Annotated in this window: 21 protein-coding genes; 16 read left to right on the top strand and 5 right to left on the bottom strand. The window is 61.3% G+C overall.

Annotated features, from left to right (window positions below; genetic code table 11):
- Positions 1 to 9: 9 nt before the first annotated feature.
- Entirely contained in the window at positions 10 to 918 is a 909-nt protein-coding gene (gene prmB / locus HX851_RS10465; RefSeq protein WP_177065313.1) for a 50S ribosomal protein L3 N(5)-glutamine methyltransferase, read from the bottom strand.
- Positions 919 to 1,137: 219 nt separating this feature from the next.
- On the opposite strand from prmB, the gene HX851_RS10460 reads away from it, so the two are divergent.
- The 5 genes from HX851_RS10460 to HX851_RS10440 all read left to right on the top strand — a co-directional run bounded on the left by HX851_RS10460 (position 1,138) and on the right by HX851_RS10440 (position 3,996).
- Complete coding sequence (locus HX851_RS10460; protein WP_177056619.1) at positions 1,138 to 1,728, top strand: cysteine hydrolase family protein; 591 nt, start codon at positions 1,138 to 1,140, stop codon at positions 1,726 to 1,728.
- A 142-nt stretch (positions 1,729 to 1,870) separates the two neighbouring features.
- Positions 1,871 to 2,191 carry a hypothetical protein gene (locus HX851_RS10455; RefSeq protein WP_177065311.1) on the top strand — a complete coding sequence of 107 codons (321 nt, stop codon included), beginning with the start codon at positions 1,871 to 1,873 and terminating at the stop codon, positions 2,189 to 2,191.
- An 89-nt stretch (positions 2,192 to 2,280) separates the two neighbouring features.
- Positions 2,281 to 2,838 (top strand): Smr/MutS family protein, encoded by a 558-nt coding sequence (locus HX851_RS10450; protein ID WP_177056621.1) that lies wholly within the window; start codon positions 2,281 to 2,283, stop codon positions 2,836 to 2,838.
- A gap of 79 nt (positions 2,839 to 2,917) precedes the next feature.
- Positions 2,918 to 3,463: a GTP cyclohydrolase I FolE gene (folE, locus tag HX851_RS10445; RefSeq protein ID WP_017129709.1), complete on the top strand. Its 546-nt coding sequence runs from the start codon at positions 2,918 to 2,920 to the stop codon at positions 3,461 to 3,463.
- 161 nt (positions 3,464 to 3,624) lie between these two features.
- On the top strand, positions 3,625 to 3,996 hold the full coding sequence (locus tag HX851_RS10440; RefSeq protein WP_177056622.1) for a glutathione S-transferase N-terminal domain-containing protein: 372 nt from the start codon (positions 3,625 to 3,627) through the stop codon (positions 3,994 to 3,996).
- Between the two features lie 12 nt (positions 3,997 to 4,008).
- Here the strand turns inward: HX851_RS10440 and HX851_RS10435 are convergent, their stop codons facing one another.
- From HX851_RS10435 to HX851_RS10425, 3 genes are all read right to left on the bottom strand, one after another.
- Complete coding sequence (locus tag HX851_RS10435; protein ID WP_177056623.1) at positions 4,009 to 4,404, bottom strand: lysozyme inhibitor LprI family protein; 396 nt, start codon at positions 4,402 to 4,404, stop codon at positions 4,009 to 4,011.
- Between the two features lie 151 nt (positions 4,405 to 4,555).
- The gene (locus HX851_RS10430) at positions 4,556 to 5,158 is read right to left on the bottom strand and encodes a glutathione S-transferase family protein (RefSeq protein WP_017129712.1); all 603 of its coding nucleotides are present in this window, start codon (positions 5,156 to 5,158) and stop codon (positions 4,556 to 4,558) included.
- Positions 5,159 to 5,168: 10 nt separating this feature from the next.
- Positions 5,169 to 6,335: an aminotransferase-like domain-containing protein gene (locus HX851_RS10425; RefSeq protein WP_177065309.1), complete on the bottom strand. Its 1,167-nt coding sequence runs from the start codon at positions 6,333 to 6,335 to the stop codon at positions 5,169 to 5,171.
- 83 nt (positions 6,336 to 6,418) lie between these two features.
- Here HX851_RS10425 and HX851_RS10420 point away from each other — a divergent pair, with 83 nt between their 5' ends.
- The 3 genes from HX851_RS10420 to HX851_RS10410 all read left to right on the top strand — a co-directional run bounded on the left by HX851_RS10420 (position 6,419) and on the right by HX851_RS10410 (position 9,321).
- Positions 6,419 to 6,859 (top strand): MarR family winged helix-turn-helix transcriptional regulator, encoded by a 441-nt coding sequence (locus tag HX851_RS10420; protein ID WP_177056625.1) that lies wholly within the window; start codon positions 6,419 to 6,421, stop codon positions 6,857 to 6,859.
- A gap of 420 nt (positions 6,860 to 7,279) precedes the next feature.
- A complete protein-coding gene (locus HX851_RS10415) occupies positions 7,280 to 8,629 on the top strand; it encodes an NCS2 family permease (RefSeq protein ID WP_177065307.1) in 1,350 nt (449 codons plus the stop codon).
- Between the two features lie 65 nt (positions 8,630 to 8,694).
- Positions 8,695 to 9,321, top strand: coding sequence for a LysE family translocator (locus tag HX851_RS10410; RefSeq protein ID WP_177056627.1), 627 nt, complete (start codon positions 8,695 to 8,697; stop codon positions 9,319 to 9,321).
- Positions 9,322 to 9,583: 262 nt separating this feature from the next.
- On the opposite strand, the gene uraH is transcribed toward HX851_RS10410, so the two are convergent.
- The gene (uraH, locus tag HX851_RS10405; protein ID WP_042937186.1) at positions 9,584 to 9,937 is read right to left on the bottom strand and encodes a hydroxyisourate hydrolase; all 354 of its coding nucleotides are present in this window, start codon (positions 9,935 to 9,937) and stop codon (positions 9,584 to 9,586) included.
- Between the two features lie 410 nt (positions 9,938 to 10,347).
- On the opposite strand from uraH, the gene puuE reads away from it, so the two are divergent.
- The 8 genes from puuE to HX851_RS10365 all read left to right on the top strand — a co-directional run.
- Positions 10,348 to 11,298 (top strand): allantoinase PuuE, encoded by a 951-nt coding sequence (gene puuE / locus HX851_RS10400; RefSeq protein ID WP_177056628.1) that lies wholly within the window; start codon positions 10,348 to 10,350, stop codon positions 11,296 to 11,298.
- Positions 11,295 to 11,810 carry a 2-oxo-4-hydroxy-4-carboxy-5-ureidoimidazoline decarboxylase gene (gene uraD / locus HX851_RS10395; RefSeq protein WP_177056629.1) on the top strand — a complete coding sequence of 172 codons (516 nt, stop codon included), beginning with the start codon at positions 11,295 to 11,297 and terminating at the stop codon, positions 11,808 to 11,810. The genes puuE and uraD overlap by 4 nt, the downstream gene beginning before the upstream one ends.
- 78 nt (positions 11,811 to 11,888) lie before the next feature.
- Positions 11,889 to 12,884, top strand: coding sequence for an allantoicase (alc, locus tag HX851_RS10390; protein ID WP_177056630.1), 996 nt, complete (start codon positions 11,889 to 11,891; stop codon positions 12,882 to 12,884).
- A gap of 189 nt (positions 12,885 to 13,073) precedes the next feature.
- Positions 13,074 to 13,577 carry an ureidoglycolate lyase gene (locus HX851_RS10385; RefSeq protein WP_177056631.1) on the top strand — a complete coding sequence of 168 codons (504 nt, stop codon included), beginning with the start codon at positions 13,074 to 13,076 and terminating at the stop codon, positions 13,575 to 13,577.
- Positions 13,578 to 13,628: 51 nt separating this feature from the next.
- Positions 13,629 to 14,966 carry a urate hydroxylase PuuD gene (locus HX851_RS10380; RefSeq protein ID WP_177056632.1) on the top strand — a complete coding sequence of 446 codons (1,338 nt, stop codon included), beginning with the start codon at positions 13,629 to 13,631 and terminating at the stop codon, positions 14,964 to 14,966.
- Positions 14,967 to 15,218: 252 nt separating this feature from the next.
- Positions 15,219 to 16,574 (top strand): nucleobase:cation symporter-2 family protein, encoded by a 1,356-nt coding sequence (locus HX851_RS10375; RefSeq protein WP_177065305.1) that lies wholly within the window; start codon positions 15,219 to 15,221, stop codon positions 16,572 to 16,574.
- Positions 16,575 to 16,955: 381 nt separating this feature from the next.
- Positions 16,956 to 17,741: an outer membrane protein OmpK gene (locus tag HX851_RS10370; protein ID WP_177056634.1), complete on the top strand. Its 786-nt coding sequence runs from the start codon at positions 16,956 to 16,958 to the stop codon at positions 17,739 to 17,741.
- Positions 17,742 to 18,020: 279 nt separating this feature from the next.
- Positions 18,021 to 18,359, top strand: a 339-nt coding sequence (locus tag HX851_RS10365; RefSeq protein WP_177065303.1) for an OprD family outer membrane porin, incomplete at its 3' end; no start/stop codon positions are given.

The following is an 18,359-nucleotide window of genomic DNA, read 5'->3' as shown; positions in this document are numbered from 1 at the left end:
GCTCCGCGATCAGACCCGCGAGGCGAACAGCGCCTGGTGTTCACGGCACTGTGGCGCCGTCAGCATGAACACCCCGTGCCCACCGCGCTCGAAGTCCAGCCAGGCAAAGTCCACTTCCGGGTACAGGGCCTCGACGTGGACCTGGCTGTTGCCCACCTCGACGATCAGCAAACCTTTCTCGGTCAGGTGATCGGCCGCTTCGGCGAGCATCCGTCGTACCAGGTTCAGACCATCTTCACCGCAGGCCAGGCCCAGTTCCGGCTCATGCTGGTATTCGTCCGGCATGTCGGCGAAATCCTCGGCATCGACATAGGGCGGGTTGGACACGATCAGGTCGAAGCGCTGCCCCGGCAGGCCGTCGAAACCATCGCCCTGGACCGTGAACACCCGCTCATCGACGCCATGGCGCTCGATATTCTGGTTCGCCACTTCCAGCGCTTCGAAGGACAGGTCGGCCAACACCACTTCCGCCTGCTGGAACTCGTAGGCGCAGGCAATGCCGATACAGCCCGAGCCGGTACACAGGTCGAGTATTCGCGCAGGCTCCGCGCCCAGCCAGGGTGCAAAGCGGCTTTCGATCAATTCGCCGATCGGCGAGCGCGGGATCAGCACGCGTTCGTCGACAATGAACGACATCCCGCAGAACCAGGCCTCGCCCAACAGATAGGCGGTCGGCACCCGATCCTCGATGCGACGCTTGAGCAGATGCTGCAGATGCGTCAGCTCGTCGTCCTCCAGGCGGCAGTCGAGGTAGCTGTCGGCGATTTCCCAGGGCAGGTGCAGCGCACCCAGCACCAGTTGACGAGCTTCGTCCCAGGCGTTGTCGGTGCCATGACCGAAAAACAGATCCGCGCCATGAAAACGGCTGACAGCCCAACGGATGTGGTCGCGCAGGGTGCGCAGGCGGGAAGTGATCACGGGTAGACTCCTGAAAAAACGACGGGCGATTCTAACAGCCAAACGGACATCGGGTGGAAACAAGGCAAAAAGACATCATGGAGGGCCTTTTCGACCTCCGGCAAACACCCCTTGACATGGCTACAGGCCAGGAACCACGCCGCCTGCGCGGGTAGCGATTCACATACGCGCTCAGCCGGAGGACAATGCGGCAAAAGCCCCACTCAAAGGAGCCCCAGAATGTCCGTTCCAAAGACGATGTTTCAACTCAGCGGCCGTGGTTATGCAGCAGCCAATCTGAACCATGCCAGCCTGTTGATCATCGATGCCCAGAAAGAATACCTCAGCGGCCCGCTCGCGCTGTCCGGCATGCAGGCGGCCGTCGACAACATCAAGCAGTTGGTCGCTGCCGCCCGCGCGGCCGGCCGGCCGATCGTGCATATCCGTCACCTGGGCACGGTCGGCGGGTTGTTCGACCCGCAGGGAGAACGCGGCGAATTCATTCCCGGCCTCGAACCCCAGGGCGACGAAACCCTGATCGGCAAGCTGCTGCCGAGCGCCTTCCACGGCACCGGCCTGGAGAAACACCTGCAGGAGCTTGGCTCGCTGGACCTGATCGTCTGCGGTTTCATGAGCCACTCCAGCGTCAGCACCACCGTGCGCGCCGCCAAGAACCTGGGCTTTCGCTGCACCCTGGTGGAAGATGCCTGCGCCACCCGCGACCTGCCCTATAAGGGCGAGATCATCAGTGCCGAGCAGGTCCAGCGCACTGAAATGGCGATCATGGCCGACAACTTCGCCACCCTGGCCCTGACCAAAGACCTGATCTGAACCCGCACAGGATGGGTCGTCCTTGCGACCGCCCATCTGTTACAGGTGCCGAACCACCCACCATTTGCCGATTTCCCAACCGCGTCAGGAACAAGCCGATCATCTCCCGGTCGAAGGGCCGATACTCATAGAGGAAATCGGAATGAAGATATCCGATGGTTTTGACGCTCGCCGACTGCGCCCCAAGGGCCAGAGCACCTGGCGTTCGCGTTTGGGCGCCGGTTTCGCGGCGCTCCTGGCAACCTTCGGGGTGCTGCTGGCCATGGCCGGTGCCGCCAGCCTGTTGGGACACGCACCGGCGATGGCTGACCTGAACGCCACCACGACCGGTTCGGCGGTGATCCTGGTGGTGGGCCTGCTGGTGCTGTACTGCGGCGTCTGGCTCTGGCGTCGCAGCCGTCGCCGGACACGCCGCAACCAGGCGCTGAACATGGCGCCGCACCTGATGAAAAAGCACGACTGACAGAGCACGACTGATAAGCGCCCCCGGGAATCTGCCTGTGACTTGAGCCCTGTGACTTGGGTAAACTGGCGGTTCCTGCGGAGACTGACATGCAAGACGACGATTTTTCCCTGTTCAAAAGCGAAATCCGCGGTGTAAAGCCGATCAAGCACGATCGTGCCGATACCGGCAAACCCAAGTCCGACCGCGCGCAACTGGCCAAGCTACGCCAGGCGGCGACGGTGCGCAGCGAATCCACCACGGTGGATGGCCTGTCCGATCAGTTCGTCATCGATGTCGGCCCCGAAGACGACCTGCACTGGTCCCGCGACGGCGTGCAGGAAAGCCAGATGCGCAAGCTCAAGGCCGCGCAGATTCCTTTCGAAGGCAGCCTCGACCTGCACGGCATGAGCGTGGAAAAAGCCCGGGAAACCCTCTGGGCATTTCTTGCCGAAGCGACAAAATTCGAAATCCGTTGCGTGCGCGTCACCCATGGCAAGGCCGTGCGCCTGGACGGCAAGCGCCCGATGATCAAGAGCCACGTCAACACCTGGCTGCGCCAGCATGCCCAGGTGCTCGGTTTCACTTCCTGCCAGCCCAGGCACGGCGGTGCGGGCGCGGTGTATGTGATGCTCAAGCGCACCATGATGGAAGGTCGCGACGAGTAACCGGACTGTCATCGAATTTGCAGGCGGCTGCCAGCCGCCGTATCCTTGCTCCTTTGCGCAGACTCCCACAGGTAGCTTCATGTCCCTGGAACAAAACTATACGGCGATTCTCGGCCAACTCGGCGAGGACGTCTCCCGCGAGGGCCTGCTGGACACGCCCAAGCGCGCCGCCAAAGCCATGCAGTACCTTTGCCGCGGTTACGAACAGACCCTGGAAGAAGTCACCAACGGTGCCTTGTTCAGTTCCGACAACAGCGAAATGGTGCTGGTCAAGGACATCGAGCTCTACTCGCTGTGCGAACACCACCTGCTGCCGTTCATCGGCAAGGCCCATGTCGCTTATATCCCGAGTGGCAAGGTACTGGGCCTGTCGAAGGTCGCGCGGATCGTCGACATGTATGCCCGGCGCCTGCAGATCCAGGAAAACCTCAGCCGCCAGATCGCCGATGCCGTCCAGCAGGTGACCGGTGCCCTGGGCGTGGCCGTGGTGATCGAAGCCAAGCACATGTGCATGATGATGCGCGGTGTGGAAAAGCAGAACTCGTCGATGATCACCTCGGTGATGCTCGGTGAGTTCCGCGAAAATGCCGCGACCCGCAGCGAGTTCCTGGCGCTGATCAAGTAACACTGCTGCGTGAGATCGGTGCTTTGTGTGTGCGGGCTTGGCCGCGAAGAGGTCCCTGAGGCCGCTAGAAGCTTCGCGGGCAAGCCCGCTCCCACAGACAGTGCTCCTCTCCGGGCGCGGCCTGACCCGTAATCTTTTTCATCCACCCACGAGGCTATACCGTGTTCGTCAAAGCACTTCGAGTCGGCCTCGGCCAGCTCATCATCTTCATCGACTTCCTCACCCGCCCACGCAAGCAGCAGCGCTCCGCCGCCGACCAGGCCAAGGTCGATGCCGCCGCCCGGGACCTGACGCTGTATCAGTTCCACGCCTGCCCGTTCTGCGTGAAGACCCGCCGTACCCTGCGCCGCCTGAACGTGCCGGTGGCGCTGCGTGACGCGAAGAACAACGAACAGGATCGCCAGACCCTGCTCGAACAAGGCGGCAAGATCAAGGTGCCGTGCCTGCGTATCGAAGAGAACGGCCAGACCACCTGGATGTATGAATCCAAGGTCATCATCGACTACCTGGACAAGCGCTTTGCCGCAGCCTGACGACCGCGCCGGTCAATTCGGACACTGGTCGTATTCGCTCCGGCATTCGGTGTAGGCCTTCAACTGCGCCGCGCGCTGCTTGGTCAGTTCGGCCTTGCACTGCAGGTTGACCATCGGCCACATCGAACCGCCGTCTTCCGGCTTGCCGGTCTGGTACAGGCAGTCGGCATCGCGGAACGCCAGCCACTTGCGCTGGGCATCCTTGAGCGCATCCCTGGAAGCCTGGGTCTTCAGGTAGTCCATCTGGGTCTTGTAGTACTTGTTCAGGTCGTCGTCGGCCTTCTTGAATGCCTTGCCCGCACACTCATTCATCGACGCCTGGTTGGCATCGCAATCATCGGCCGCCTGCGCGCCGACAGCCAGGCTCAACAAGCCGAAAGTCAAAACCGCTACGACTGGATACTTCATACGGTATTCCTTGTTCGGTGAATAAACAGAGAGCGCACGTCCTGTAGGAGCCGGCTTGCCGGCGATGGGCCAGTCAGTCTTGCATCATCTGATCGGCCGCTATCGCCGGCAAGCCGGCTCCCAAAAAAAACGTGCGCCATACGCCAGATCGTCAATCCAGCATGCCGACATGCTTCGGATGACTGGCCACCCGTTGCAACCAGGCCTGGATACCCGGATAGAGACTCAGGTCGAAGCCGCCCTGATGGGCGACATGGGTATAGGCATACAGGGCAATATCGGCGATCGAGTAGTGCTCACCCACCAGGTACGGGGTGTGCTGCAGTTGCTTCTCCATCACCTTCAATGCCTTGTGCCCACGCTTCTGCAACTTGAGATATTCCTCCCGACGCTCCTCCGGCAAACCCAGGTAGAACTCGATAAAGCGCGCCACCGCGATATAGGGTTCATGACTGTATTGCTCGAAAAACTGCCATTGCAGTACCTGGGTACGCAGGCGCGGCTCCGTCGGCAGGAATTCACTGCCATCGGCGAGGAAGTTGAGAATCGCATTGGACTCCCACAGGCAGGTGCCGTCTTCCAGCTCCAGTACCGGCACCTTGCCATTGGGATTCATCGCCAGGAATTCCGGCGTCTCGGTGTCACCCTTGAGGATGTCCACCGGGTGCCAGCGATACTCCTGCCCCAGCAGGTGCAGCATCAGTTTGATCTTGTAGCAATTGCCTGACTGGTAATCGCCATAAACCTTGTACATGGCCCTCCCCTTAAGCCACTTGTGCGGCCTGTGCGTGACGTACGACAGCGGCCAGACGCCTGAGACCTTCGTCCAGGCGCTCCGGCGCGATATGACTGAAATTGAGACGAAGATTACCCGGATTACGCTCCGGTTCGGCAAAAAAAGGTTCGCCGGGCATAAAGGCGACATCCCGGGCCAGCGCCGCATCGAGCAAGGTGCGGGTGTCCAAAGGCTGCTTGAGGGTCAGCCAGAAGAACAATCCGCCCTGGGGCACCTGCCAATCGGCGAGATCGGCGAAGTGTTTTTCCAGGGCCAGGGCAAAGGCGTCCCGTCGGATCCGGTAGAAGTCGCGCAACGCCAGCAGGTGCCGCCGATACTTTTCCGTGCCGATCCATTGCAGCGCCTGCCATTGCCCGACGCGATTGCTGTGCAGGTCCGCCGACTGCTTGAGTTTGAGCAGGTGCGGGAACAGGTCCGGACTGGCGATCAGGTAGCCGATACGCAGACCCGGGGCCAGGGTCTTGGACACGGTGCCGGTGTAGATCCAGCTCGCCCGTTGCAGGCGACCGGCAATCGGTACGGCATTGACGCCATCGTAGCTGAGTTCGCGATAGGGCTCGTCTTCGATCAGGGTCACGCCGAACTCGTCCAGCAACGCCGCGACACCGGCACGCTTGGCCTCGCTGTAGCAAACCGCGGACGGGTTCTGGAACGTCGGGATCAGGTAGATGAACGCCGGACGGTGTTTTTCCAGGCGGGCACGCAATTGCAGCAGGTCCGGCCCGTCCTGTTCCTGGGGGATGGTCAGGCAGTCGGCACCGAACAGCTGGAAAATCTGCAAGGCCGCCAGATAGGTTGGCGCTTCCAGGAAGATCTCGGTGCCCTTGTCGATATGCAGCTTCGCCGCCAGGTCGAGGGTCTGCTGGGAACCGCTGACCACCAGTACCTGGCTGGCCTGGCAGTCGATCCCCAGCGCACGTGCCTCGACCGCCAGCGCTTCACGCAAGGCCGGCTCGCCCTCGCTCATGCCGTACTGCCCCATGCTCAGCGGCATTGCATCCCACTCCAGCGTCGGCAGCATCGCCTCGGCCGGAAGCCCGCCGGCGAACGACATCACTTCAGGGCGCTGGGCGGCGGCGAGGATTTCCCGGATCAGGGAGCTTTTGAGGCGCGTAACACGTTCGGAGAAGGCCATGAAGAGTCACCAGTAGCAAAGCGGGAGACAAATACGTCAAACTACTTGACCGAAATTACGACGCCGCGAGCCAATACGTCAATATGCTTGACCTTAAAAATTCCAATACCCAGCAAGATGCCATGGAAGCGTTTTTCTTCGGCTACCAGGCATTCACCGCCAAAGCCGACGAAATGCTCGAACGCCGTGGTTTGAGTCGGGTGCACCAACGGATCGTGTTTTTCATCGCTCGCTACCCGGACCTCAGCGTCAAGGAACTGCTGGGTCAACTGGGGGTGAGCAAGCAGGCGCTGAACATGCCGCTGCGCCAGTTGACCGAAATGGACCTGGTGCAAAGCGTCGCGTCACCCACGGACAAGCGCAAGCGTCTGCTGTGCCTGACCGCCGATGGGATCAGCCTGGAAGAATCGTTGCGCCGCGAGCAGGTCAAGCTGTTGCAGAAAGCCTTTGCCCAGGCCGGCGAAGCCGCCGTGGATGGCTGGCTGGCGGTCAACCGGGCACTGGGTGACAGCCGCTCGGCTTGAAGCCCGCCCCACCCTCTTTCCTTGGACGCACCCACCTCGATCGTTCCCACGCTCCCGCGTGGGAATGCAGCCCGTGACGCTCCGCGCCACAACAGCGGACGCAGAGCGTCCAGTGAGGCATTCCCACGCAGAGCGTGGGAACGATCAACTGCGTTGCCTGACCCATTGAAGTCGCTGATTTCAGGGGCGCTTCGCACCCCAGCGCGGGCAAGCCCGCTCGTCACAACAGCACGTCCGCGCGAAGTATCGAACACAAATTAAAAAACATTATTTGCTTTCTTTGTATACAAAAGCATAATTCGCCTCGTGCGAGTTCTTGACCTATCGGTCAACAAAACCCGTACCGCCTCAAAGAGCCGCTGCCCACGATCACGTGTCCGGCTCTGGAAATAACAATAAAACTCTTGAGGAGTACTCGCTGTGGAAAGCCGCAAATCCGAAGCCCCCACGCTGGATCTCTCGCCGCCTACGAGCACTGGCCTGCTCGAACGCCTGTTCAAACTCAGGCTCCATGGCACCACGGTGAAAACCGAGCTGATCGCCGGTGTGACCACCTTCATCACCATGGCCTACATCATCTTCGTCAACCCCAACATCATGGCCGACGCCGGCATCGACCACGGCGCGGCCTTTGTCGCCACCTGCATCGCCGCCGCCCTCGGCTGCCTGCTGATGGGGCTCTACGCCAACTGGCCGGTAGGCCTGGCCCCGGGCATGGGGCTCAATGCCTTCTTCACCTATACCGTGGTCGGCACCATGGGTTACCACTGGGAGACCGCCCTCGGCGCGGTGTTTATCTCAGGCGTGCTGTTCATGGTGCTGACACTGTCGAAGATCCGCGAATGGCTGCTCAACAGCATTCCGGTCAGCCTGCGCCACGCGATGGGCGCCGGCGTCGGCCTGTTCCTCGGGGTCATCGGCCTGAAAACCGCCGGGATCGTCGTCGCCAGCCCCGCCACACTGATCAGGCTCGGTGCCCTGCATGAGCCCGGCCCGCTGCTGGCCGCCATCTGTTTCCTGATGATCGCGATCCTCAGCTACCACCGCGTATTCGGCGCCATCCTGATCAGCATCATCACCGTGACGCTCGCCGGCTGGGGCCTGGGCCTGGTGGAGTACCACGGCATCTTCTCCACCCCGCCGAGCCTGGCCCCGACCTGGATGGCCATGGACCTGGCGGGCGTGTTCAACGTCAGCATGATCAGCGTGGTGCTGGCCTTTCTCTTCGTCCATATGTTCGATACCGCCGGCACCCTGATGGGGGTCGCGCAGCGTGCCGGCCTGGTCAACACCGACGGTCGTATCGAGAACCTGTCCCGGGCGATGAAGGCTGACAGCGTCTCCAGCGTATTCGGTGCGGTAGTCGGTGTTCCACCCGTCACCAGCTACGTGGAAAGTGCTGCCGGTGTCGCCGCGGGTGGTCGGACTGGTCTGACCGCTGTTACTGTAGGCATACTGTTTGTGGCGGCCATGTTCTTTGCCCCGCTGGCTGGCATGATCCCTGCCTACGCGACCGCGGGCGCACTGATTTACGTAGCGATGCTGATGATGAGTGGCATGGCGCATATCGAGTGGGACGACGCGACGGACAGCATTCCGGCGATCGTCACCGCGATCATGATGCCACTGACTTTTTCGGTCGCCGACGGAATCGCCCTGGGGTTTATCACCTATGTCGCGCTGAAGGCCGGAACCGGAAAGTTCAAGGATATTTCCATCAGCCTGTGGGTGTTGTGCGCCATTTTTATCGCCAAGTTCATCTTCCTCTAGGAAGACCCGGGCGATAGTAGCCAGCCCTGCTTCGGCGGGGCTTTTGTACATGAGGGAGAAACCTGATGAGTCTGGAAACCTGGTTGTTGTTCAGCGCCGCCGCCCTGGTGGTAATCCTTATCCCAGGGCCGCTGTCGCTGCTGATGATCAGCAACAGTCTGAACTATGGATTGCGTCGTTCGTACCCGGCCTTTCTCGGCGGCGTCAGCGCCTCGATCTGCCTGTTGAGTGCTTCGGCCCTGGGCCTCGGTGCCTTGTTGCTGGCCTCGGAACAGTTGTTCAGCGCGCTGAAGATCATCGGCGCGCTGTACCTGTTCTACCTCGCCTGGCAGAGCTGGCAGCAGTCGCGCCAGCCGGCCCAGGCGGCGAGTGTGCCCGAAACCGCGCCAGTACCGCGCTTTCGTGCCCTGTTCGGGCGCGCTTTTGTGCTGGGTGCGAGCAACCCCAAGGACATCCTGTTCTTTGCCGCATTCCTGCCGCAGTTTCTCAAGGCGGATGAACCGTTTCTCGGCCAGTTGCTGGTGATGATCGTCACCTGGACCGTTCTCGACCTGCTCTGCAAGCTGACCTACGGCCTTGGCGCCCACGGCGCGGCGCGTTATCTGCGCAGCGGCAGGGGACAGAGCTGGTTCAACCGGATCAGTGCCGGGTTGTTCAGCGGGGCGGGAGCGGCGTCGTTGTTGAGCCGTTAGATTGATGCAGACGATACCGGACTCTTCGCGGGCAAGCCCGCTCCCACAGGTTCGCGATGCACACAGAACAGGTGCCTGGCGCCACACTTATGGGAGCGGGCTTGCCCGCGAAAGGGCCGGGACTGGCGACACAGCCCCCGGAGAACATTGATCGGTCGTTGCCACGCGGCGCAGGGATACGATCATTCGGCAAGACATAAAAAAGCCCGCAGTGTGAGCGGGCAAGGAGACCAAAGAAGTTTTGTGCAGCGCTTTGGGGGATCTAACTTCCTCGGTAGGTCGAATAACTGTAGGGCGATATCAACAAGGGGACGTGATAGTGCTCCTGCTCGGCGCTGATGCCGAAGCGCAGCACCACCACGTCGAGAAAGGCCGGCTCCGGCAGCGTCACGCCACGGGCCCGATAGTAGTCACCGGCATGAAACTGCAACTGATAGACCCCGGAACGGTAATCGTCCCCCTGCAGCAGCGGTGCATCGCAGCGTCCGTCGCTGTTGGTCAGGGTGCTGGCGACCCGTTCCAGCCGTGCGCCCTCGACCCGATACAGCTCGACCTTGATCGAACTGCCGGGGCAGCCATGTGCGGCATCCAAAACATGCGTAGTCAAACGTCCCATTGCTTCTGCGTGCCCGCCTGCCCTGCTGGCAGACCGGGCCTCGCGCCTCCCGGAGTCAGTGGATAAAGGAGATGCCGTACGGTGCGGAAAAGCACCAGGATGTACGACGATGAAATGATTAAGACATTTTTAACTAAAATTGTACACAATAAATTTGGCGTTATCCGCGGTACTTCCCCAACACTGCTAATCTCGACAGAAGGCCCGTGAACAGAAGACCTTTCATCCATTAGCTGACCGACTAGGCAGGTTTCTTGCAGTGAATCCAACGGGCTTTTTCTGGCAGAAATGGAAAAAAACGGGCTTACAAGGTGACTATAAAGTTGTATACAATCTCTCCATCGCTGTGACGCCACCCGCCTTGACGGGACGCCACGCAACCGTCACCACGAACAAGAAGGAAGACTGCAGTGAGCGCTGACTATCCACGCGACCTGATCGGTTACGGCAGTAACCCTCCTCACCCCCATTGGCCGGGCAACGCCCGCATCGCCTTGTCTTTCGTGCTCAATTACGAAGAAGGTGGCGAGCGCAACATCCTGCATGGCGACAAGGAATCCGAATCCTTCCTCTCGGAGATGGTCGCGGCGCAACCACTGCAAGGCGAACGCAACATGAGCATGGAGTCGCTCTACGAGTATGGCAGCCGTGCCGGCGTCTGGCGGATTCTCAAACTGTTCAAGACTTTCGACATCCCGCTGACGATCTTTGCCGTGGCCATGGCCGCCCAGCGTCATCCGGACGTCATCCGCGCCATGGTCGAGGCCGGCCACGAGATCTGCAGCCACGGCTACCGCTGGATCGACTACCAGTACATGGACGAGGCGCAGGAACGCGAGCATATGCTCGAAGCCATCCGCATCCTCACCGAAGTCAGTGGCGAGCGGCCGCTGGGCTGGTACACCGGCCGTACCGGGCCGAACACCCGCAGGCTGGTGATGGAAGAAGGCGGTTTCCTCTATGACTCGGACACCTACGACGATGACCTGCCCTACTGGCAACCGAACAACCCGACCGGCAAGCCGCACCTGGTGATCCCGTACACTCTCGACACCAACGACATGCGCTTCACCCAGGTGCAGGGTTTCAACCAGGGCGACGATTTCTACCAGTACCTCAAGGACGCCTTCGACGTGCTCTACGCCGAAGGTGCCGAGGCGCCGAAAATGCTTTCCATCGGCCTGCACTGCCGGCTGATCGGCCGCCCGGCGCGCCTAGCCTCGCTGCAGCGCTTCATCGAATACGTGAAGGGCTTCGACCAGGTCTGGTTCACGCGGAGGGTCGATATCGCCCGTCACTGGCACGCCGCTCATCCCGACAAGCAGCCCTACAAGCAGCCCTGCCAGGAGCCGGCGCAATGAGCGCTTTCCAGACTCTCAAGCCCTCGACCCTGGGCCGCGCGGCCTTTGTCGAGGCCTTCGCCGATATCTACGAACATTCGCCATGGGTCGCCGAAAAGGCCTTTGAGCTCGGCCAGGACAGCGGTATCGACCAGATCGAAACCCTGCACCAGCGCATGAGCGACATCCTGTTGAGCGCCGATCACGCCAGCCAGCTGGCACTGATCAACGCCCACCCGGACCTGGCAGGCAAAGCCGCCGTCCAGGGCCAGCTTACCGAAGCCAGCACCCATGAACAGGCGGGCGCCGGTATCCACCAATGCACGGCCGAAGAGTTCCAGCGCTTCACCGAGCTGAACGAGGCCTACAAGGCCAAGTTCAAGTTTCCCTTCATCATGGCGGTAAAAGGCAGCAACCGGCATCAGATCATCAAAGCGTTCGAAACGCGCATCCACAACCCGGTGGACACCGAGTTCAAGTGCGCCCTGGCGGAGATCAACAAGATCGCCCTGTTCCGACTACTGACCCTATAGCGACCTTGGCCCGAGCACCGCAGGTGCCCAGGGCCCTGCGAGCATCCCCAGCCACTTATTCAAAGGCAGACAAGAAGAATGAAAGCTTACGCCGTACCTTTCGAGAAATTCGTCAACCTGGCCGACGCCCGCCTGGGTACCAAAATCATTTCCGTCACCGACGACTGGTTCGCCGACGCCAACCGCCTGTTCCAGCCGACCCCGGCTGTCTGGAAGGAAGGTGTGTTCGATGACAACGGCAAGTGGATGGACGGCTGGGAATCGCGCCGCAAGCGCTTCGAAGGCTACGACAGCGCGGTGATCCGCCTGGGCGTGCCCGGCGCGATCAAGGGCGTGGACATCGACACCTCATTCTTCACCGGCAACTACCCGCCGTCGGCCTCGCTGGAAGCCTGCTTCCTTGCCGCAGGCGAGCCGGACGAAAACACCCAGTGGGTCGAAGTGCTGTCCGCTGTCGAGCTGCAAGGCAACAGCCATCACTACCATGAAATCGGCAACGACCAGGCCTTCAGCCACTTGCGTTTCAATATCTATCCGGATGGCGGCGTAGCCCGTCTGCGCGTCTACGGCATCCCGTACCGCGACTGGTCGGCCGTGGGCGACAACGAACAGGTCGACCTCGCCGCCGCCCTCAACGGCGGGCGTGCCCTGGCCTGCTCCGACGAACACTTCGGGCGCATGAGCAACATCCTCAACCCGGGCCGCGGCATCAACATGGGCGACGGCTGGGAAACCGCCCGTCGTCGTACCCCGGGCAATGACTGGGTGATCGTCGCCCTGGGTCATCCGGGCGAGATCGAGAAGATCATCGTCGACACCCTGCACTTCAAGGGCAACTACCCCGACAGTTGCTCGATCCAGGCGGCCTTCGTCAAGGGTGGCACCGACAGCCAGATCGAGACCCAGAGCCTGTTCTGGCGCGAGCTGCTGCCAAGCCAGAAACTGGAAATGCACGCCGAACACACTTTCGCCGAGCAGATCAAGGCCCTGGGACCGATCACCCATATCCGTCTGAATGTGTTCCCGGATGGTGGCGTGAGTCGCCTGCGGGTCTTGGGCAAGGTCGCCAAATAAGCGCTGAACCGACCCCGTACTGATCGTTCCCACGCTCCGCGCGGGAATGAATCACTGGACGCTCCGCGTCCGCTTCAAAGCTTCGCGGGCAAGCCCACTCCCACAGGAGAACGCGTTGCAGATGTGGGAGCTGGCTTGCCAGCGATGACGATAGAACAAACAACACAGCATCCGGATAAGAAGACAGCCATGCGCACACTGATGATCGAACCCCTGAGCAAAGAAGCCTTCGCCCCTTTCGGTGACGTGATCGAAACCGACGGCAGCGATCACTTCATGATCAACAACGGTTCGACCCAGCGCTTCCATCGTCTGGCCACGGTAGAAACCGCAACGCCCGACGACAAGGCGATCATCAGCATTTTCCGCGCCGACGCGCTGGACATGCCGCTGACCGTGCGCATGCTCGAACGCCATCCGCTGGGCAGCCAGGCTTTCATTCCGCTGCTCGGCAACCCCTTTCTGATCGTGGTCGCGCCCCTTGGCGATGCACCTGTATCAGGTCTGGTCCGCGCCTTCGTCAGCAATGGCAGGCAGGGCATCAATTACCATCGCGGCGTCTGGCACCACCCGGTGCTGACGATCGAAAAGCGGGATGACTTCCTGGTGGTTGATCGCAGTGGCAACGGCAATAACTGCGATGAGCATTTCTTCAAAGAGGACGAATACCTGATCCTCGCCCCCCACCAATAAGAGAAGGTCTGATCACTCCCGAAAAAGAGTGACAGGCGAGAGGTAACGACTGTGGAAGCACATCTGTTGGAATGGCTGAACCTGAGCGTGCGCTGGGTTCACATGATCACCGGCGTCGCCTGGATCGGTGCGTCGTTCTATTTCGTCTGGCTGGAGAACAACCTCAACCGGGCCAACCCCAGGGAGGGCCTGGCCGGCGACCTCTGGGCCATCCACGGCGGCGGTATCTACCACCTGGAAAAATACAAGCTGGCCCCACCGACCATGCCGGACAACCTGCACTGGTTCAAATGGGAAGCCTACTTCACCTGGATGTCGGGGATCGCGCTGCTCTGCGTGGTGTTCTACTCCAACCCCGTGCTCTACCTCGTGGCCCCCGGCAGCGGCCTGAGCGGTCCCGAAGGCGTCGCCATCGGCATCGGCGCGCTGATCGCCGGCTGGTTCGTCTACGACTTCCTCTGCGACTCGGCTTTGGGCAAGCGCCCGGCCCTGCTCGGCTTTATCCTGTTTGTCCTGCTGATCGCCGCGGCGTACGGTTTCAGCAAGGTGTTCAGCGGACGCGGGGCGTACCTGCACGTCGGCGCGATCATCGGCACCATCATGGTCGGCAACGTCTTCCGCATCATCATGCCGGCCCAGCGCGCCCTGGTGGCGGCGATCGCCGAGAACCGCACGCCGGATCCGGCGCTGCCGGCCAAGGGCCTGCTGCGTTCACGGCACAACAACTACTTCACCCTGCCGGTGCTGTTCATCATGATCAGCAACCATTTCCCGAGCACCTATGGCAGCCAGTACAACTGGTTGATCCTGGCCGGGATCGCGGTGCTGGCCGTGCTGGTTCGGCACTATTTCAACACCCGCCACGACAGCCACAGGTTCGCCTGGACCTTGCCGGTCGCCGCGCTGGGCATGATCTGCCTGGCCTATGTCACCGGTCCCGCGTCGAGCCCGAGCGCACCGGAAGTGGCCAAGGCACCGGCGCAGATCGAATACCAGCCGCTACCGGAAACCGCCCTCGGTGGTGGGCTCAAGCCGGCGCCAGCGGCTGAACCGAGCGCTCCGGCGACACCTGCTGCGCCAGCACCGACGCCGGCACAGGAGCATGCGGCAAGCGGCACGGCCGGTGATATCGGCTTCGACAAGGTCCACAGCGTGATCCAAGAACGTTGCGCGGTGTGTCATTCGGCCAAGCCCACCAGCCCGTTGTTCAGTACCGCCCCGGCTGGCGTGATGTTCGACACCCCGCAACAGATCCAGCAACTGGCCCCGCGGATCCAGGCCCAGGCCGTCGCGAGCCAGATCATGCCCCTGGGCAATATCACCCAGATGACCCAGCAGGAACGAGACCTGATCGGCGCCTGGATCAACCAGGGAGCACGTACCAACTGAGCTGCGGGTGACGAGCTTTATTTGTGGCGAGTGGGCTTGCCCACGCTCGACTGCACAGCAGTCGCAAAACCAGTCATTGCGTTCTGACAGGAGCACCGCAGTTATCGGTTTCAGGGTTGCTTCGCAACCCAGCGTGGGCAAGCCCACTCGCCACAAGGGGTCCGTTCGCCACAAGGATGTAACCGATTCAAAAACGCTGTCCGCAACCACACAGCGCTAAAACCACAAGAATAAAAAGATCCGAGGTGTTGCATGTCCGAGTTATCCGAACCGCGCATCCCCGCCGCACCCACTATTCAACGTCTGCCCCTGTTGCAACTGATCCTCGTGGGTCTGCAACACGTTCTGCTGATGTATGGCGGAGCCGTCGCGGTACCGCTGATCATCGGACAGGCCGCAGGCCTGAGTCGTGAAGAAATCGCCTTTCTGATCAACGCCGACCTGCTGGTGGCCGGTATCGCCACCGTGGTGCAATCCTTCGGCATCGGTCCCCTGGGCATCCGCATGCCGGTGATGATGGGGGCCAGCTTCGCCGCCGTCGGCAGCATGGTGGCCATGGCCGGCATGCCCGGTATCGGCATGACCGGGATCTTCGGCGCCACCATCGCCGCCGGTTTCTTCGGCATGCTCATCGCGCCCTTCATGTCCAAGGTCGTGCGGTTCTTCCCCCCTCTGGTCACCGGCACCGTGATCACCGCCATCGGGCTCTCGTTGTTTCCGGTCGCGGTGAACTGGGCCGGCGGTGGCAGTGCCGCAGCGCAGTTCGGCTCGCCGATCTACCTCAGCGTCGCCGCCCTGGTGCTGGCGACCATCCTGCTGATCAACCGCTTCATGCGCGGTTTCTGGGTGAATATCTCGGTGCTGATCGGTATGGCGCTGGGTTATGTGCTATCCGGCGCCATCGGCATGGTCGACCTCGGCGGCCTGGCCCAGGCCCCCTGGGTGAAGGTGGTCACGCCGCTGCATTTCGGCATGCCGCAATTCCACCTTGCCCCGATCCTTTCGATGTGCCTGGTAGTGGTGATCATCTTTGTCGAGTCCACCGGCATGTTCCTCGCACTGGGCAAGATCACCGGCCAGGAAGTCACCCCCCGCATGCTCCGTCGTGGCCTGTTGTGTGATGCCGGCGCGTCGTTCCTGGCCGGTTTCTTCAACACCTTCACCCACTCCTCGTTCGCCCAGAACATCGGCCTGGTGCAGATGACTGGCGTGCGCTGCCGTTCGGTGACCATGGTCGCCGGCGGTTTCCTGATCATCCTCAGCCTGCTGCCCAAGGCGGCGTTCCTGGTCGCCTCGATCCCACCGGCGGTACTCGGCGGCGCGGCCATCGCCATGTTCGGCATGGTCGCCGCGACCGGGATCAAGATCCTCCAGGAAGCCGACATCTCCGACCGTCGCAACCAGTTGCTGGTGGCGGTGAGCATCGGCATGGGCCTGATCCCCGTGGTCCGCCCGGAGTTCTTCGCCCACCTGCCGCTGTGGATGGGCCCCATCACCCACAGCGGGATTGCCATGGCGACCCTCAGCGCGGTGTCCCTGAACCTGCTGTTCAACGTGCTCGGCGGTGCCGAACGGGCCACCCTCAGCGGACATGTACACCAGCACTGAGTGATCTCGGAGGAATAGCCCGGCAGCCTGCGCCATCGTTGCCGACCAGCTCCCCGCGGAGCACTTGAGACAGTGGACGCGCCTCTGTATCCTGCGCGCCCGCTCGCTTGCGGTCTGAACAAGACCGGATTCAAGAGCTGACCATTTAGCCAACCTACCCCCGGTTACTGGCGGCTTCGAGGCCCCCTGAAACACCCCCAGCCCAACTGTTCCCGAACAGCAGGACGGGTGTGCTTTGGGGTTTTTCCGGCCTTGGCGCAGCACTTGCCAACAGCAATGACGCTGACCGATTGGATCGTTTTACCGCAATGAAAAAAAGGCGCCACACCAGAGCGCCAAAACGACAACACCGTCGAATCATTTCACTTTGGGAGCAACCAGATGAAATCTACTTGCACGAGCCTGATGCTCGCGGGAACACTGCTGGGCGCGGGACAGGCCATGGCCGATGACCTGCTGCAGTGGCAAAACAACAGCCTGACTTACCTGTGGGGCAAGAACTTCACGGTCAATCCGCAGATCCAGCAGACCGTGACCTTCGAACATGCCGATGCCTGGAGGTACGGCGACAACTTCCTGTTCGTCGACCGGATCTTCTACAACGGCAAGGAAGACGGCAACGTCGGCCCTAGCACCTACTACGGCGAGTTCAGCCCACGCCTGTCGTTCGGCAAGATCCTCGACCGGAAGCTCGAGTTCGGCCCGATCAAGGACGTCCTGCTGGCCCTGACCTATGAGTTCGGCGAAGGCGACAACGAGTCCTACCTGGTCGGTCCGGGTTTCGATCTGGCGATCCCCGGCTTCGACTATTTCCAGCTGAACTTCTATCAGCGTCAGACCGAAGGCAACCGCCCCGGCGACAACGTCTGGCAGATCACTCCGGTGTGGTCCTACACCATCCCCGTGGGCGACTCCAATGTGCTGATCGACGGTTTCATGGACTGGGTGGTCGATAACGACAAGACCGCGCGCGGCACCTACCACGCCAACCTGCACTTCAACCCGCAGATCAAGTACGACCTGGGCAAGGCCCTGCACTGGAGCGAGAAGCAGTTGTACGTCGGTATCGAGTACGACTACTGGAAGAACAAGTACGGTATCGAAGACACCGGCGCCTTCAAGACCAACCAGGACACCGCGAGCCTGCTGGTCAAATACCACTTCTGAGAATAGACGGGAGCCCGGCGGGCTCCCTGTTTACCCGACGTGCCAACGTCATCACACAACATCAAAAAAATCACCTTCCTCCCGTCCAGCGTCCGATAGCTCTAGATCGAGCCTTCACGCCCTCCTCTCATCGCCAGAGCCGATTTTCCGCCGGACTCCAGCAGACCCCGAGCCGACCAAAGCGTTGACAACGCGCTTTTTTGCTGTCGATAATCCGATCAATGTTGTACGACAACGTATGACACTAATAACAATAAAAACACCTGGAGCTGCCTATTCATGATGAATCGTCCCTCTCGATCCGTGCTGCTGTTCGGCATCGCAAGCCTCACTCTCACGCTACCCTCCCTGACCACCGCCGCCGGTTTCGTCGATGACGCCAGCGCCAACCTGAACCTGCGCAACGCCTACTTCAATCGCAACTTCACCAACCCGGCGAACGCCCAGGGTCGGGCCGAGGAATGGACCCAGAACTTCATCCTCGATGCGAAATCCGGTTTTACCCAGGGTACGGTCGGCTTCGGTCTCGATCTGCTCGGCACCTTTTCCCAGAAGCTCTACGGCGGCAAAGGCACTGGTGGTACACAGTTGCTGCCGCTGGACCGTGACGGGCGCCCG

The sequence above is a fragment of the Pseudomonas gingeri genome (assembly GCF_013385635.1).
Classification (GTDB): domain Bacteria; phylum Pseudomonadota; class Gammaproteobacteria; order Pseudomonadales; family Pseudomonadaceae; genus Aquipseudomonas; species Aquipseudomonas gingeri_A.
This window is presented reverse-complemented; position numbering and strand designations above follow the sequence as displayed.

Excerpts from the sequence above, each read along its gene's own strand:
- HX851_RS10420 (WP_177056625.1), top strand. The coding sequence starts at position 6,419 with ATGCTTGACCTTAAAAATTCCAATACCCAGCAAGATGCCATGGAAGCG.
- uraD (WP_177056629.1), top strand. The coding sequence starts at position 11,295 with ATGAGCGCTTTCCAGACTCTCAAGCCCTCGACCCTGGGCCGCGCGGCC.
- HX851_RS10450 (WP_177056621.1), top strand. The coding sequence starts at position 2,281 with ATGCAAGACGACGATTTTTCCCTGTTCAAAAGCGAAATCCGCGGTGTA.
- uraH (WP_042937186.1), bottom strand. The coding sequence starts at position 9,937 with ATGGGACGTTTGACTACGCATGTTTTGGATGCCGCACATGGCTGCCCC.
- HX851_RS10435 (WP_177056623.1), bottom strand. The coding sequence starts at position 4,404 with ATGAAGTATCCAGTCGTAGCGGTTTTGACTTTCGGCTTGTTGAGCCTG.
- HX851_RS10425 (WP_177065309.1), bottom strand. The coding sequence starts at position 6,335 with ATGGCCTTCTCCGAACGTGTTACGCGCCTCAAAAGCTCCCTGATCCGG.
- HX851_RS10370 (WP_177056634.1), top strand. The coding sequence starts at position 16,956 with ATGAAATCTACTTGCACGAGCCTGATGCTCGCGGGAACACTGCTGGGC.
- HX851_RS10375 (WP_177065305.1), top strand. The coding sequence starts at position 15,219 with ATGTCCGAGTTATCCGAACCGCGCATCCCCGCCGCACCCACTATTCAA.
- HX851_RS10455 (WP_177065311.1), top strand. The coding sequence starts at position 1,871 with ATGAAGATATCCGATGGTTTTGACGCTCGCCGACTGCGCCCCAAGGGC.
- HX851_RS10430 (WP_017129712.1), bottom strand. The coding sequence starts at position 5,158 with ATGTACAAGGTTTATGGCGATTACCAGTCAGGCAATTGCTACAAGATC.
- alc (WP_177056630.1), top strand. The coding sequence starts at position 11,889 with ATGAAAGCTTACGCCGTACCTTTCGAGAAATTCGTCAACCTGGCCGAC.
- folE (WP_017129709.1), top strand. The coding sequence starts at position 2,918 with ATGTCCCTGGAACAAAACTATACGGCGATTCTCGGCCAACTCGGCGAG.
- HX851_RS10385 (WP_177056631.1), top strand. The coding sequence starts at position 13,074 with ATGCGCACACTGATGATCGAACCCCTGAGCAAAGAAGCCTTCGCCCCT.
- HX851_RS10460 (WP_177056619.1), top strand. The coding sequence starts at position 1,138 with ATGTCCGTTCCAAAGACGATGTTTCAACTCAGCGGCCGTGGTTATGCA.
- HX851_RS10410 (WP_177056627.1), top strand. The coding sequence starts at position 8,695 with ATGAGTCTGGAAACCTGGTTGTTGTTCAGCGCCGCCGCCCTGGTGGTA.